We start from the raw sequence: 16,481 nt of genomic DNA, 5'->3' as shown, positions 1-16,481 counted from the left end.
GTTTTTAAGAATGAAAGGGAAAAACATGAACGATGAAAAAAACATTGTTGTAGATTTAAAAGACATATCAAAATCTTTTGGCAGCAATAAAGTACTTGATAATGTAAATTTCACGCTCCATGAAGGAGAGGTTCATGCTTTGTTAGGTGAAAACGGAGCTGGGAAGACAACTCTAATGAATATACTTTATGGGTTGTATGAACCTACATCTGGAAGTGTTACAGTAAAAGGAAAAACTTTTGATCAAATGACTCCTAAATTAGCAATACAAACTGGTATAGGAATGGTGCATCAACACTTTATGCTTATAGAACCATTTACCGTTTATCAAAATATTGTTTTAGGAAAAGAAATAACAAGTAAAGGTGGAATTTTGGATAATAAAAAATCCATCGATGCTGTAAAAGAATTGTCTGAAAAATACGGTTTGATGATTGATCCAGAAGCGAAAGTTTCTGATATTTCAGTAGGAATGCAACAAAGAGTTGAAATCTTAAAATGTCTATATCGTGGAGCGGATATTTTGATATTTGATGAACCAACAGCGGTTTTAACTCCACAAGAAATAGATGATTTTATAAAAATTGTAAAAAATCTTACAGAATTAGGAAAATCAATAATAATAATTACACATAAATTATCTGAAATTAAAGCAATGGCAGATTATTGTACAGTTATTAGACGTGGAAAATTTATCGATAAGTTAAACGTCAAAGAAATCGATGAAAATATTTTAGCAGAAAAAATGGTTGGTCGTGATGTAAGATTTAATGTTGAAAAAGAAGACCAAGAGCCAGGCGAAGTTGTATTAGATATTAAGGATTTGGTTGTAAAAGATTCCAGAAATATTGATGCTGTAAAGAATTTGAATCTTCAAGTAAGGAGAGGAGAAATTGTTGGCGTTGCAGGTGTAGATGGCAATGGCCAATCGGAATTGATTGAGGCAATCACTGGTCTTAGAAAAATAGAATCTGGACAAGTTACATTAAAAGGAAAAGAAATCACTAATCATTCTCCAAGAGATATTATAGATTCAGGAATGAATACCATACCAGAAGATAGACAAAAACACGGACTTATATTGGATTATTCTATCGCTGACAATTTAATTTTGGAAAATGTTAAAAAGAAACCTTTTAGCAAAGGATTAAAGCTAGATTTTGATGCTATAAACGACAATGCAAAACAATTAATCGAAAAATTCGATATCAGACCTAATGATTATCATCAAAAAACAAAAAATTTATCAGGTGGTAACCAACAAAAAGTAATTATCGCCAGAGAAATTTCCAATGATCCTGATTTGTTAATAGCAGCTCAACCAACCAGAGGATTGGATGTAGGGGCAATAGAATTTATTCACAAATATTTAGTGGATCAAAGAAACAAAAATAAAGCAGTATTGCTAGTTTCATTTGAATTAGATGAAATAATGGATTTGTCAGATAATATTGCAGTTATATTTGATGGTAAAATCGTTGGAGAAAAACCAGCAAAAGAAACTAATGAAATGGAACTTGGTAGATTAATGGCTGGAGGTGTTGTAGATGAAAAATAACAATGAACAAATTTCAATATTCACAAAGTACAACAAGCTATTCTTCATGCTTTTATCTATTTTGATAGGTCTGTTAGTTGGAGCTTTGGCTTTAGTATTAGCAGGTTATAGTCCTTTAGAAGCATATAAGCTAATGCTTGAAGGAATATTTAAAAGACCGAAAAATGTTGGTTGGACAATTGTAAATGCCATTCCAATTATATTCACAGGACTTGGTGTTGCGTTTGCATTTAAAACAGGATTATTCAACATCGGGGCAGAAGGTCAATACATTGTTGGAACAATGGTTGCATTTTTATTGGGATATAATCTTCACTTACCAGCATTTATTCATGTACCTGTAGTAATAATTGTTGGAATGTTAGCTGGGGCAGCTTTTGGAGCATTAGCTGGATTTTTGAAAGCTAAATTTGGAATACATGAAGTTATCTCAACAATAATGCTTAACTGGATAGCTTTTTATTTTAACAATATGGTTGCGAATTATCCAAAATTCAAAGCACCGAACTCAATGGGAACTCACGAAGTTCAAGAAACTGCGAAAATTACATTGATGCAAAATGTAAAAGGACTACCAAAAGCAATCGACAACTTCTTCAAAGCTCCAATTCACTTGGGATTGATATTAGCAATTGTAGCAGCAATTTTATTATGGTATATTTTGAAGAAAACTAATTTAGGATATGAATTAAAGGCTGTAGGTCTTAACCAAGATGCGGCAAAATACGGTGGAATTGATGTCAATAAAAAATTGACATTATCTATGGCAATAAGTGGTGCAGTGTGTTCACTTGGTGGAATCACTCAAGTTTTAGGATACAGATACACAATTTCTGCATTATCTAGTATGGAAAATTTTGGATTTGATGGACTCGCAGTAAGTTTACTTGCAAATAATAACCCAATAGGTTGTATTTTCTCTGGATTATTTTTCGGTGGATTGAAATACAGTGGTGCAAATGTACAAAGAGTTTTACATGCTCCTACTGAAATGATTAACATCATAATGGGAACAATCATTTTGTTCACAGCAATTCCATTGATGTTCAGGATAATTAAATCTAGATTTAAAAGCAAAGGAGGCAAATAATGAACTTAGTACTTTTAGGATTAGTAATAGGTAATACATTAATCAATGCGACTCCTATTTTATACGCTGGATTAGGTGGTATGATTTCTGAAAAGTCTGGAGTTACAAACATCGGACTTGAAGGTATGATGACAATAGGTGCATTAATTGCAGCCACTGTGGGATATTATACTCACAATCCTTGGTTAGCATTTTTGTGTGGCGGACTAAGCGGAATGGTATTTGCATTAATTCACGCAGTTGTATCCATCACATTTGCAGGAGATCAAACTATTTCTGCAATAGCTATAAATTATTTAGGACCTGGTGTTGCTTTATTTGTTTCTAGAATATTCTTCGATGGAGCAACTCAAACGAAACCAATTGAGCCACAATTCAAAATTCCAGTATTATTTGATGGAATTCAAAACAAATTCTTGGCTAACGTAATTTCATTACCTGCTACAGTTTATTTGGTATTTGTATTAGTATGTTTGATTTATATATTTATGTACAAAACAAAATGGGGAATGAGATTGATTGCAGTTGGTGAGCATCCGAAAGCAGCAGAAACTTTGAACATAAATGTATTTTTCGTTAGATACATGGCAGTTTTGTTCTCAGGATTTATGGCTGGTTTAGGTGGAGCTACAATGTCTATTTCACTTGTATCTTCATTCTTCCCTGCATTAGTTGCTGGACAAGGTTTTATAGCTTTGGTTACAGTAATATTCGGAAAATGGACTCCACACGGTGTTATGTTAGCAGCGCTATTCTTCGGATTCGCTCAATCAATATCCGTTGTGTTGGGAGGAACAAATCTACCAATACCATCAGAATTAATATCAATGATTCCATATGTTGCAACATTAGTTGTATTGATACTATTTGGTGGAAAAACAAAAGCACCTACAGCAGATGGAATTCCGTATTTGAAGGATGATATAGCACTTTAATTGAACAAAAATAAAGGTAGTGTGAATTTCACACTACCTTTTTAAAATTTAATCTAAATTAAATTACGCTCTACATAAAAGCTCAAGATTTTTCCGTCGTAAGAAATTATTCCAGAGTCAACCATTGAGCCAAGTAGATTTATATCATTATAATCTGATTCCCATCCCAATAAATTTGCATAATAATCTTCAATTTGAGGAGATCTTCTTACATTGATAAGTCTTTTCATATCTTCAAGATGTTGTGGTGTTTTTGTTGGCATTCCTTCGGCAATAATTATCAATTTATCATCTTTAAATTCTGAATCAATTCTGATACTTTTTGTGTCGTACATGAAAAAATAACTTAATATTTCTGATACAATTAATTTAGCTTTTTTTTCTTCGTTACTAATCATCGTTTTTTAACCTCACTCTCATTAAGAAATTATCCATTTCACTAAATACTGGAACTAAAATACCAGCGACAAATCCTCCTGAAAATCCATTGTTGTACAAATTAACTCCGCCATGAACTACTCCTATGTTTAGAACCATAGCCATGTGCAAAAATCCTGCTAAAATACCTCTGAAAAAGCCAAACTCACCAGCGATTGGAGCAAGAGTCGTTCCAAATAAAGCAGCTAAAAGGCTTGATGTAGATAGAGGATTAACTGTATTTAAAATAGATGCTAGGAATACACCAATTAAAATAGGGATAGTGTTTTTAGGGTGTTTACCAAATGCAGAAAAACCTGTTACAGTGAAAATTCCTCCTATTATTGGTCCACTTATCTTGCCACCTACAATTATGATGTAGCTTGTCGCAATTAGTCCCATAATGCCCATATTAATCATCGTTTGATATAAACCATCAAGCGATATAAAATCCGTCGCCAATCTACCCGAATTGTACATTATATTTTCATATCCATGGAAGGATAAATTATTCTTTACAAATCCTAACAAAAATATGGAAATAAAAAGCAAATACAAAAATATTATTATTCTTATATCATTAACTGGATATACCAAGTTAACAGATTTTATAGTCACATTAAACATTCTTAAAATTCCTACATAAAGCATTCCAACAATTCCTGCTGTAAATCCCATGTTGTATAAGTTATAACCTTGATGAAATCTCAAAAAAGTTCCGGATAAAGGAACCATAATAATTCCTATACTTATTCCAACTAAATAACTTAATATAATTGAATGTACGATAGATAAATTTGAGTCAAATGCTATTTCACTAATTAAAGGCCCTAATGCGCTACCAAATAACGCTGGAAGTATTACAGATGCTCTTGATGTATTTTCTATTTTTGCATAAATTAACACTCCAATAGTTATAGGAATTGTGTTGAAAATATTTTTGCCAAAAAAAGCAAATCCAGTCATAGTGAAAATAGCTGCAACTCCTGGACCAGAAATAACAACATTAAAACTATGTGATAAAATAGTTGATAATAGACAAATCAAGCCAGCATTAAAAAATGCCGCTCCAATATTTGCTAAATACATATAATCAGTAATTAAAGTACAAGGACTTTTAATTATAGTTATCAAACCGTTAAAAATTTCTGTCGGAGAATTAAATAAAAACGCCACTACCATCAGTAATCCAGCTAATGTGTAAAGAAGTTTATAAATCCCCATTGAGTGGAAAACTTTTTCTTTATCTTTCATAAGACCTCCATTTATAATTTAGTATATTTTATTATAAAGAAGTATAAATTTCAACAAAAAAGGAGCGATATTAAAATATCACCCCATAAAAATTAATTAGGTTTATTTAACAGTCTGTTTTTTAATTCTTGTTCCATTGCCATTAATTCTTGTTTTGCTTTTACTCTATTTTCGTGACCTTCTATTTGAATATTGCGCACTTCATCTAATGCACTGATAAGTTGCTCATTAGTGTGTCTAATTGTTTCGACATCAACAATTCCTCTTTCGGTTGCTTTTGCAGTTTCTATAGTACTCATCTTCAATGTGTCAGCGTTTTTACGCAATAAATCATTAGTCAAGTCTGTAACCTTCTTTTGCGCTTCTGCTGCTTGCGAGTTATGATAAACACCTAATGATAAAACCATTTGGTTTTTCCAAATAGGAATAGTATTCACTATTGTAGATTGGATTTTTTCTACCATAACAGCATTTGAAGATTGCACCATTCTTATTTGTGGAGCCATTTGCAAACTCACCATTCTCGTAAGCTCAAGATCGTGTAATTTTTTTTCGAATCTAGTAGCCAAATCTCTTAAATCATTTGCTTTTTGCGCAGTGATAGAATTAGGAGAATTTTCGGCTTCTTTGAGCATATTTGGAAGTTCTTCATTTCTTACTTGATCCAATTTCTTTTGTCCAGCAAGAATGTACATGCTTAATTCCTTAAAATATAGTTCATTTAGCTTATACATTTGGTCTAACAATGAAATATCTTTCATCAAAGTAATTTGATGATTTTCTAAAATTTTTGAAATCTCATCTACATTTTTTTCAGCCTTTTCGTAGTTTGCTCTCAAAGCAGTAATTTTATTGGCACCTTTTTTGAAAAAACCAAACACACCTTTATCTTCAGTTTCATCAAATGATTTTAATTCTGTAACAACGGAAGATAAAAGATTACCAACTTCTCCAAGATCTTTTGTCTTTACTGAATTTAAAGTTTTTTCAGAGAAACTAGCGATTTTCTTTTGGGCTCCAACTCCGTATTGTAAAACTATGTTGGAATTAGATAAATCAATTTGTTTAACAAATTCATCAACAGTTTTTTGTTCCTCAGGAGTAAGGTTAACTTTTTGTTCAAATTCTGGGTAAAAAACTTCATCTTCTTTAATTTCATTTAGTGTAGGTTCTTCTACATCCAAAGTCAATTTAATAGGTTTATCTTCCATTATTCAGCACCTCTCTTAAACATAGTATTTTTCTCAATCAATCCATCTTGTGACAACAAAGTATTCATAACTTCGATTTCCGAGTTAATATTCAAAATATCATCGCTGTACAAATCTGTTAAAAGCTTTGAAAAAGCTTTATTGATATTTTGAATAGCATTTTTAATATCATTTTTTGATTTTTCTACGCTTAATATATCATTTTTTTCATTTTCAAATTGAATATAATTTTTCACCAAATTTATAGCAGTTGGAGTGTAATAATCAACGAATTTATTAAGTCCATTGACATCAGAATTTTCGTTTTGAATTTGATTATTTATCGACACTAACAAATCTTTTAATTTAATGACATCTTGTTTGAAATCAAAATCCTTAACAGATGTGATTAAATTTTCAGTTATCGTAATATAATTAGTAATGTCTCTGTTAGATTCAATCTCTTTTTGGTTTTCTTCTGATTTGCTTTCATCTAAATAATGAGCTTTGTAAGCATCGTAGCTTGTTCTATCTAACAAAAACAAATGACCGTTTTCGACAACACGAGCTTGAGGGAAGTATCTTTTGTTTATGAAATAAATTAGTTCTTTACTACATTTTTCAACAGGAAGATTAACTGCTGATGCAAAATCTTCTACGCTTAAAATTTTATTGTCTCCAATTTCTGTTTTGTATCTTAAAAATCGTTGTAATTTTGATGCGTGTTTATGTGACAAAAAACCCACAACACCAAAAGCTAAGCTTACCATAATACCAGAAAACAGATCGGGTAAACTATGGGTCAACGATGAGACAGAGCCAAATAAAGTCATAGCGCCTATAGCATAACTAATATTTCTTAGTGCAAAATAACTTTTTGGATTAATCTTTTTTTGGGTTACTAACTTAGAGTCTTTATTTGCCAGATATTGTTGTTTCGGTTTAGGTTTTAGATTAAATGTGTTCATAACTACATTTAAACCGTTTTTTGATAAATCCAACGCCATATCAATAGATTTTTCTATTATTTCACCAACTTTTGAAAAATCATTGTCGCTTATAGCGTTATCTATATATTCTTCTAATTTGTTTTTCTTCATTTCACACCTTCCTATTACTATTGTATCATATATAGTAGTTGAAATTAAATGAATTTTATTTACAAAAATTCAAATCGATTTTTAAATATCGCTTTGACTTTTAAATATTTTCAATTCAGTTTATAATAGTATTAGATTTTCAAAATAAAATACAGGAGGATATATGGAAGAAATAAGTGCAGGTGGGGTTGTTATCAATAATGGTAATGTTGCTGTGCTTAAAAAGTTCCGTGGTGAATGGGTTCTTCCTAAAGGTAGGGTAGAGAAAGGAGAAAGCTTAGAAGAAACTGCAATTAGAGAAGTTTTTGAAGAATCGGGACTAAGAGCTGAGATTGTTAAGTATATTGGATATGTAAAATATAAATACAGACACATGGATGGCACGAAAGTTCTTAAAACAGTTCACTATTTTTATATGGTAACGAAAGATAATAATATTATCCCACAAAGAGAAGAAGGCTTTGCAGAAGGAGATTTTATGAATCTCGACAAAGCTTTAAGATATGTGCGTCACAGCGCAGAAAAAAATATGATAAAAACAGCTAAATCGTTTATAGAAAAAAGGTAAAGATATGAGCTTTTCATCTGATATTAAAACTGAAATAATAAGTAATCTTGATGACTATAATGTTTTGGCAATGCTATCAGCTTTTACTAAAACAATAGGAACTTTAAATTATAATTCATTAGGTGTAAAGATTACATTAAAAACAGAAAGTAATCCAGTTGCAAGATTAATCTTTTCTAATTTAAAAAAACATTACAATTATGAATGTGATATGAAAGTTATTCACAACAATAATCTTCGTAAGAAAAATATCTACGAAATATTGATTGATGATAAGATATCAAAACAATTTTGTGAGGATACGCACACTTCAACTAGCCCTTTTGACTTTGATTTGGGAATTGATGAAGAATTAATTGATTCTAATATCAAGAAAATTAGTTTCCTACAAGGAGCTTTTTTGGGGACGGGTTTTTGTTATGACCCATCAAAAATGTATCATTTAGAGATGATTTTCAAGCAAGAAAATGTTGGAAACCAAGTAAAAGATTTACTTCAAGGTTTTGGAATAAAATCTTCTATTTTTGAGAGAAGTGAAAATTATGTTTTGTATATCAAAGAAGCTGAAGCAATTTCTGATTTTTTGAGTTTGGCTAAAGCATATAATAGTGTTTTAAAACTTGAAAATATCAGAGCATTCAAAGATATAAAAAATAATGTCAACAGAAGGTTTAATTTTGAGACAGCAAATTTGAATAAAACTGTTGATGCTGCTTTGAAACAAAAGCTTATAATAGAAAAAATTGAAAACACGATAGGTCTTGAATCGCTAGATCCACTATTGTTGGAATTAGCTTATGCCAGAATAGAAAACCCAGATGTTTCATTAAAAGAATTAGGAGAAATGATGACTCCTAAGATTTCAAAATCTGGAGTTAGTTACAGACTTAATAAACTTAAAAAAATTGCTGATGATTTATAATTGTCAGCAATTTTTCTTTTAAAATAACCAAACTTATTATAAAATAAGGCTAAAGGAGTTTGAAATGATAGATACGTTTACGCATTTACATGTTCATACAGAATACAGTTTACTAGATGGATTTTCTCCAATAGAAAAACTTTTAGATAAAGTTGAAGAATTGCAAATGAAATCCATCGCTATTACTGATCACGGTAGTATGTTTGGAACAGTAAAGTTTTATAAGGAATGCAAAAAAAGAAACATAAAACCTATTATTGGTTGTGAAATCTACACGACTAATAAGGATCATAAAATTAAAAATCCAGAAAATAAATTCTACAATCATTTAGTTCTTTTGGCTAAAAATCAAATAGGTTATTCTAATTTGATGAAAATTGTGTCACTTGGATATGTTGAAGGATTCTATTATAAACCAAGAGTGGATAAGGATACTTTGAGAAAATATTCTGAGGGAATCATTGCTTTGTCTGCGTGTTTGAAAGGAGAAGTACAAGAATCTCTAATTAGATATGGATATGATAAGGCAAAAGATGTTGCAAAGGAACTAAAAGATATTTATGGAGAAGATTTTTACTTAGAATTACAAAATCATTCTTCACGAGAAGATATGGTAGTTATGGAAAATATTCCAAAAATCGCTAAGGAATTAGATATCGGACTTGTGTGTACTAATGATGTTCATTATATTGAAAAAGAAGATTATAAAATACACAATATTTTGATTTGTCTTCAAACAGGCAAAACAATCGAAGAAGACAATAAAATGAGCTACATTCCAGGGGAGTTTTTTCTAAGAAGTGAAGAACAAATGAGAGATTTGTTCAAAGATTATCCCGAAGCAATCGAAAACACGAAAAAAATTGCAGAAATGTGTAATGTTGAACTTGAATTTGGTAATCTTCATCTTCCATATTTTGCAATTCCAGATGGTTTTACAAACAGTAGCTATCTAAAAAAACTCGTTTTTGACGGATTAGAAAACAGATTTTCAAATGATGACAGATTAGAAGAAGCAGAAGAAAGATGCGAATATGAACTATCTGTAATTGAAAAGATGGGATATGTCGATTATTTTTTAATCGTCTGGGATTTTATAAGATTTGCAAAATCACAAGGCATTCCTGTTGGACCTGGACGTGGTTCTGCTGCGGGAAGTATTATAAGTTATTGCTTAGAAATTACAGATATCAATCCATTGGATTACAATTTAATTTTCGAAAGATTTTTGAATCCTGAACGTGTTTCTATGCCAGATATAGATATAGATTTTTGTTATGAAAGAAGAGAAGAAGTAATAGATTACGTAGTTAATAAGTACGGCGAAGATAAGGTTGCTCAGATTGTAACTTTTGGAACAATGGCAGCTAGAAATGCTATAAGGGATGTTGGAAGAGTTCTTGCTATGGATTTTAAAACAGTGGATGACACGGCTAAGAAAGTTCCTAATCTTTTGAATATTAATATAGACAAATCACTAGAGATTTCTCCGGAATTTAGAAAAGCTTACGAAGAAAACCGTGATGTAAAAAAATTAGTCGATGTTGCACGAAGAGTTGAAGGAATGCCACGTCACACATCAACTCACGCAGCTGGTGTGGTTATTTCCAAGCTTCCAATCATGGAATATGTTCCGTTGGCAATTAACAAAGATGCTGTTATTACTCAATTCAATATGACAGAACTTGAAGAGCTTGGACTATTGAAGATGGACTTTTTGGGTCTTAGAACTTTAACTGTAATCAGTGATTGCATGAAATTTATCAAAAAAAATAAAAATATAGATGTAAGTTTTGAAGATATGGACGAAAATGATCCTAAAGTTTTGTCAATGTTTACAGTTGCACAAACTCTGGGAATATTTCAATTTGAATCACAAGGCATGAGAAATTTCTTAAAAGAATTAAAGCCAACTAAATTTGACGATTTAATTGCTGCAAATGCTTTGTTTAGACCTGGTCCAATGAATGAAATTCCAACTTACATTCACAATAAACACAATGAAAAAGATGTTGAATATTTATCTCCGTTACTTGAAGATATTTTGAAACCAACTTACGGTACGATTGTTTACCAAGAGCAAGTTATGCAAATTGTACAAAAAATCGCGGGATTTAGCTTGGGAGAAGCTGACAATTTGAGACGTGCTATGAGTAAGAAAAAAATGAAAGTTATGGAAGATGGTAGAAAAGAATTTATCTTTGGAAAAGAAGATGAAGATGGAAATATTTTGATTGAAGGAGCTATTAGAAGAGGAGTCGGTGAGGATATTGCAAATAAAATCTACGATTTGATGATAGACTTTGCAAAGTATGCATTCAACAAATCTCACTCTGCAGCTTATTCGTTAGTAGCAATGAGGACGGCTTGGTTAAAATATTATTATCCAGTAGAATTCTTAGCAGCGCTTATATCTTCGGTTATGGGAAACACTTCACAACTTTCGTTGTATATTGAAGAAGCAAGAAGACTTGACATAAAAATTGAAGCGCCAGATATCAATTACAGTCTAGATAAATTTGATGTGAAAGATAATTCTATAATTTATGGATTGAAAGCTATAAAAAATGTAGGAACGAATTTAATAGAGCAAACAATTATTTCAAGAAATGAAAATGGTAAATTCAAAAGTTTTAGAGATTTTGTGGAAAGAATTTATGCAAAAGATAAATCAGCTATAAATAAAAGATCGATTGAATCGTTAATAAAAGCGGGAGCATTTACATCTTTGGGAGAAACAAGAGCTACATTAATGCTTCAATACCAATCTATCATTGACTCTGTTCAATCGGGTTTAAAAAATAACGTACCTGGTCAATCAAATTTGTTCGATATGTTTGAGTCCAAAGATGACGATGAACGAGACGATTTTACTAGAAGAGAAGAGTTCGATAAATCAGAACTTTTGAGAATGGAAAAAGAGGTATTGGGTATATATTTATCAGACCATCCTTTAAGAACTTACTCAAACATCATAGAGAAATATTCTAATTTTTCTACAGGGGACTTAGAAGATGATGATTACAATGAGAAAAACTTCGACGGGAAAAGAGTTAAAGTCGTAGGAATAATTGAATCAATCAATAAAAAATTCACTAAAAATCAAAAGATAATGGAATTTGTTAAATTTGAAGATCTGTATGGAACTATGGAATTGATAGTTTTTCCACAAAAGTACGAACAATATTCAGATATTTTAAATGAAGATGAAATTTTGATTGTGAGTGGAAGATTGAATATTATTGAAGGAGAAGATCCAAAAATTTTGGTAGATAACATTCAAAGTATCAAAACTATTTCAAACGTTGAAAAACAAGAAGAAACACAGCCAAAATTATTTTTAAGAATTACAAAAAATATGCCAAGTTATATCTTGGATAAAGTCAAGCCAATACTACTCAATAGCAAAGGAAATACTCAATCAAATATATATTTTGAAGAAAAGAAACAAAACTACTTGCTTGGAAATGAATTTAGAATTTCTGTGGAAGATGATACTATTGATGAACTTGTATCATTATTAGGAAGAGAAAATGTAGTTTTAAAATAGAGGTTAATTATGAAAACAATAGCAATATTGACAAGTGGTGGCGATGCACCTGGAATGAATGCCTGCATTCGTTCTATAGCTAGAACTTGTATTTACAATGGAATAAGAGTAATGGGAATAAGATCTGGATATGATGGTCTTATGAATGGAAATATTTACGAAATGAATGTGTCTTCAGTTGCAGATATTATCCACAGAGGTGGAACTATTTTGGGTTCTGCTAGATGTAATGAATTTAAAACTGAAGAAGGTCAAAACAAAGGCGCACAAATATTAAAGGATTTCGGAATAGATGGACTAGTCGTTTTAGGGGGAGATGGTTCATTTAAAGGTGCAAGTGCACTAAGCAAAATAGGAATATCTACGATTGGAATTCCTTGTACAATTGATAACGATATGGGTTATACTGATTATACGATTGGATTTTTTACTGCCGTTGAAACAGTAAGTGATGCGATATCAAAATTAAGAGACACATCTTCAAGCCATGGTAGAGCAAATATAATTGAAGTTATGGGAAGAAATTGTGGAGATATTGCTCTTTATTCTGGTGTTGCATCTGGAGCAGAATCAATCCTAGTTCCTGAAGTAGAATTAAATATTGATGAAGTCACAGAAAAGATAGAACGAGGAAGAAAAAGAGGAAAGCTTCATCATTTAATCATGCTTGCTGAAGGAGTCGGTGGAGCTTACGATATTAAAGACATAATTGAAGAAAAAACAGGAGTTGAAACAAAAGTTACAATTTTAGGTCACGTTCAACGTGGAGGTACACCTTGTACTTTTGATAGATTAATGGCAACTCAAATGGGAAATTTAGCAGTAAAATTAATCATGGAAGAAAAAACAGGATTAGCAATCGCTATGAAAGACAATAAGATAATCACAGTTCCAATAGATGAAGCAGTAGCAACAAAAAGAAATTTCAGAGAAGATTTATACGAGATATCTAAGGAAATTTCAATATAGAAAGGAGTAAATATGTTAAAGAAAACTAAAATAGTCTGTACTATAGGGCCGGCATCAGATTCTTTAGAGACTTTAAAAACATTGATGCAAAGTGGAATGAACGTGTGTAGATTGAACTTCTCACATGGAAGTCATGAAGAGCATTTACAAAGAATAAAAAACATAAAACAAGCACGAGAAGAATTGGAATTACCAATAGCAATAATGTTAGATACAAAAGGTCCCGAAATTAGATTGGGAGATTTTGGAGTTGATCAAGTTCAACTTTCAATTGGTGATCAATTCACATTAACTACAAGAGATGTAACTGGAAATCAAAATATCTGTTCAGTGAGTTACAAAGGACTTCCAGATGATTTGGATATCGGGAAGAAAGTATTGATAGATGATGGATTAGTTGAATTAGAAGTTGTAGAAATAAAAGATACAGATGTGATTTGCAAAGTTAACAACTACGGTATTTTGAAGAGCAAAAAAGGAGTCAATATTCCAAATTCAAAAGTAAAATTACCAGCAATCACTGAAAAAGATATTTCAGATATAAAATTCGGAATTGAAAATGGAATTGATTATATAGCTGCATCTTTTATCAGAAAATCACAAGACGTATTAGATATTAGAAAAATTTTAGAAGAAAATAACGGAAACGACATAAAAATAATATCTAAAATTGAATCACAAGAAGGCGTAGATAATTTGGACGAAATAATCAACACTTCTGATGGGATTATGGTTGCAAGAGGAGACTTGGGCGTAGAAATCCAAACTGAAATTATGCCTATTGTTCAAAAAGAAATAATCAAGAAAACTTCATTAGCTGGAAAACCAGTTATAACTGCGACACAAATGTTAGATTCTATGATTAGAAACCCAAGACCAACCAGAGCGGAAGTTACCGACGTAGCGAATGCGATTTTGGACGGTAGTGATGCTGTTATGCTTTCTGGAGAGACTGCAGCAGGAAATTATCCAGTAAATGCTGTAAAAGTTATGAATGATATCGCAATTAATACTGAAAATTCTGAAGAGTTTAAAGAAGCTGCGAATAAAAGGTTGAAATGGTTGGACATTACAACAACGAATGCAATAAGTATTGCAACTAGAAGTATTAGTGAACAATTGGGAGCAAATGCGATTGTAGTTGCTACAACTTCAGGTTCAACAGCTAGAAATGTTTCAAAATATCGTCCGTTGTCACCAATAGTTGCAGCTACTACATCAGAAGGTGTAATGAGAAAACTATCTTTAATTTGGGGTGTTCATCCTGTTCTTAGCGAATTGAGTGAAAACACTGACGAAGTAATTGATAGATCAATTTCTGCGGGTATCAAAAAAGATTTGGTTCACGAAGGAGATTTAATTATAATCACAGCAGGTCTTCCAGTTGGAGTTTCTGGAACTACAAATTTATTAAAAGTACACACAATTGGAGATATTTTGATTGAAGGAACAGGAATTGGTAAAAAATCCGTTACTGCAAAAGCTAGAGTTGCTAAAGGTGTAGAAGATTTGGCTTCTAAATTTGAAGATGGAAATGCAATTGTATTGTACAGTTTGGAAAGAGAATTCGTTCCATATATTCAAAAAGCTTCTGCAATTATTGTGGAAGAAGGTGGCCTAACATCACCTGCTGCAATTGTTGGATTACATTTGGGAATTCCAACGATTGTAGGATGTAAAGATGCTGTAAGTAAAATCAAAGATCAAGAAATTTTGACTATTGATCCAATAGCTGGGTTAGTTTATCGCGGAGCAGCCAAGATTTTATAACAGTAATGTGGTACAATAAACTTAGAGGTAGAAAATGAATACTGTAATATTTGATATGGATGGCGTAATAATTGATAGTGAAGTAATTTATATTGATTTTTTCCAAAAAGTACTTCAAGATTTTGACGTCGAAATATCTGAAGAAGATTTGTTTTCTCTTGCTGGTTTGAGTCAACAAAAAACTGATGAATTTTTGAAATCAAAACTTCATAGAAAACCTGAGGAAGTATATAATTTGATGAAAAAATACATCGATGATGATAAAATAAACTACAGTTCTATAGTAATGGATGGATTTTATCCATTACTAAAAGAACTAAAAAGAAAAAATTTTAAGATTGCATTAGCATCTTCATCACCCAAAAAAACTATTAACAATGTTTTAGAAGAATTAGATATAAAGGATGAATTTGATGCGGTAATAAGCGGTGAGGATTTTAAAGAATCAAAGCCAAATCCCGAAATTTACATTAAAACATGTGAGATTTTGGGAGTACGTCCCAAAGATGCTATTGCAATTGAAGATTCTGATTACGGTATTGATTCTGCAAAGAATGCAGGATTAACAGTAATTGCCAGAAGAGAGAATAGATTTAATTTTAAACAAGACAAAGCTGATTTTATTGTCGATAATTTACAAGATATTAAGCTTATATTGGAAAAATTTGAAAAAGAAAAAAATGGCGTTTACAAAATCAGAAGAAAATCAAAAGAATTTGTAAAAGCAATGTTTTTTATTGATCGAGAATCTTTCAATGATAATGTGGATGATTGTGATATTTATTGTTTATATCGAAATGATAAAATGAAATCTGCAATCATAAAAAAACATGATAAAATAATATATAAGAATGTAGAATCAGAGTTGGATTATAAATTAATACTAGAAGGAATAGAAAATAAGGAAATAGATGAGATTAGATAAATTTTTAAAAAATTCAAGGATTATTAAAAGAAGAACTGTAGCAAAAACTGCTTGTGAATCCCAAAGAGTGAAAATCAATGACAAAATCGCTAAACCTGGAGACAACGTAAAAGTCGGAGATATAATTGAAATAAGTTTTGCTCAATCGGTTTTAAAGGCAAAGGTTACTGAATTGATTGATAATCCAAAGAAAGACGATGCAGATAAAATGTTTGAAACTTTAGGAGATTAAA

General features: G+C 31.1%; 14 protein-coding genes. 10 read left to right on the top strand and 4 right to left on the bottom strand.

Going from position 1 to position 16,481, the window contains the following annotated elements; genetic code table 11:
* The first annotated feature begins 25 nt into the window (after positions 1–25).
* Genes ABDJ34_RS02100 through ABDJ34_RS02090 form a run of 3 tightly spaced genes read left to right on the top strand, consistent with a single transcriptional unit; the run spans position 26 to position 3,583 of the window.
* Positions 26–1,558, top strand: a complete 1,533-nt coding sequence (locus tag ABDJ34_RS02100) for an ABC transporter ATP-binding protein (RefSeq protein ID WP_412701205.1) — start codon at positions 26–28, stop codon at positions 1,556–1,558.
* The gene (locus ABDJ34_RS02095; RefSeq protein ID WP_353316319.1) at positions 1,548–2,648 is read left to right on the top strand and encodes an ABC transporter permease; all 1,101 of its coding nucleotides are present in this window, start codon (positions 1,548–1,550) and stop codon (positions 2,646–2,648) included. The genes ABDJ34_RS02100 and ABDJ34_RS02095 overlap by 11 nt, the downstream gene beginning before the upstream one ends.
* Entirely contained in the window at positions 2,648–3,583 is a 936-nt protein-coding gene (locus tag ABDJ34_RS02090) for an ABC transporter permease (RefSeq protein ID WP_353316318.1), read from the top strand. The genes ABDJ34_RS02095 and ABDJ34_RS02090 overlap by 1 nt, the downstream gene beginning before the upstream one ends.
* A 53-nt stretch (positions 3,584–3,636) precedes the next feature.
* On the opposite strand, the gene ABDJ34_RS02085 is transcribed toward ABDJ34_RS02090, so the two are convergent.
* The 4 genes from ABDJ34_RS02085 to ABDJ34_RS02070 form a co-directional block, all read right to left on the bottom strand.
* The gene (locus ABDJ34_RS02085; RefSeq protein WP_094207284.1) at positions 3,637–3,981 is read right to left on the bottom strand and encodes a hypothetical protein; all 345 of its coding nucleotides are present in this window, start codon (positions 3,979–3,981) and stop codon (positions 3,637–3,639) included.
* Positions 3,974–5,254, bottom strand: a complete 1,281-nt coding sequence (locus ABDJ34_RS02080) for a DUF1576 domain-containing protein (protein ID WP_154271823.1) — start codon at positions 5,252–5,254, stop codon at positions 3,974–3,976. Before ABDJ34_RS02080 ends, ABDJ34_RS02085 begins: the two co-directional genes overlap by 8 nt.
* 92 nt (positions 5,255–5,346) lie before the next feature.
* Positions 5,347–6,465 (bottom strand): toxic anion resistance protein, encoded by a 1,119-nt coding sequence (locus ABDJ34_RS02075; protein ID WP_412701204.1) that lies wholly within the window; start codon positions 6,463–6,465, stop codon positions 5,347–5,349.
* On the bottom strand, positions 6,465–7,544 hold the full coding sequence (locus ABDJ34_RS02070; RefSeq protein WP_412701203.1) for a 5-bromo-4-chloroindolyl phosphate hydrolysis family protein: 1,080 nt from the start codon (positions 7,542–7,544) through the stop codon (positions 6,465–6,467). The genes ABDJ34_RS02075 and ABDJ34_RS02070 overlap by 1 nt, the downstream gene beginning before the upstream one ends.
* 163 nt (positions 7,545–7,707) lie before the next feature.
* Between ABDJ34_RS02070 and ABDJ34_RS02065 the strand changes: the two genes are divergently transcribed.
* The 7 genes from ABDJ34_RS02065 to ABDJ34_RS02035 all read left to right on the top strand — a co-directional run bounded on the left by ABDJ34_RS02065 (position 7,708) and on the right by ABDJ34_RS02035 (position 16,480).
* The gene (locus ABDJ34_RS02065) at positions 7,708–8,112 is read left to right on the top strand and encodes an NUDIX hydrolase (RefSeq protein WP_002836712.1); all 405 of its coding nucleotides are present in this window, start codon (positions 7,708–7,710) and stop codon (positions 8,110–8,112) included.
* 4 nt (positions 8,113–8,116) lie between these two features.
* Positions 8,117–9,034 carry a DNA-binding protein WhiA gene (whiA, locus tag ABDJ34_RS02060; protein ID WP_412701202.1) on the top strand — a complete coding sequence of 306 codons (918 nt, stop codon included), beginning with the start codon at positions 8,117–8,119 and terminating at the stop codon, positions 9,032–9,034.
* A 64-nt stretch (positions 9,035–9,098) separates the two neighbouring features.
* The gene (locus ABDJ34_RS02055) at positions 9,099–12,584 is read left to right on the top strand and encodes a DNA polymerase III subunit alpha (RefSeq protein ID WP_412701201.1); all 3,486 of its coding nucleotides are present in this window, start codon (positions 9,099–9,101) and stop codon (positions 12,582–12,584) included.
* 9 nt (positions 12,585–12,593) lie between these two features.
* A complete protein-coding gene (gene pfkA / locus ABDJ34_RS02050; RefSeq protein WP_094207277.1) occupies positions 12,594–13,553 on the top strand; it encodes a 6-phosphofructokinase in 960 nt (319 codons plus the stop codon).
* A gap of 12 nt (positions 13,554–13,565) precedes the next feature.
* Entirely contained in the window at positions 13,566–15,323 is a 1,758-nt protein-coding gene (gene pyk, locus ABDJ34_RS02045; RefSeq protein WP_412701200.1) for a pyruvate kinase, read from the top strand.
* 34 nt (positions 15,324–15,357) lie between these two features.
* Complete coding sequence (locus ABDJ34_RS02040) at positions 15,358–16,248, top strand: HAD family hydrolase (RefSeq protein ID WP_412701199.1); 891 nt, start codon at positions 15,358–15,360, stop codon at positions 16,246–16,248.
* Complete coding sequence (locus tag ABDJ34_RS02035) at positions 16,235–16,480, top strand: RNA-binding S4 domain-containing protein (protein WP_094203802.1); 246 nt, start codon at positions 16,235–16,237, stop codon at positions 16,478–16,480. The genes ABDJ34_RS02040 and ABDJ34_RS02035 overlap by 14 nt, the downstream gene beginning before the upstream one ends.
* Position 16,481: the final 1 nt, after the last annotated feature.

It is taken from the genome of Finegoldia dalianensis (genome assembly GCF_046255015.1).
Classification (GTDB): Bacteria; Bacillota; Clostridia; order Tissierellales; family Peptoniphilaceae; genus Finegoldia; species Finegoldia magna.
This window is presented reverse-complemented; position numbering and strand designations above follow the sequence as displayed.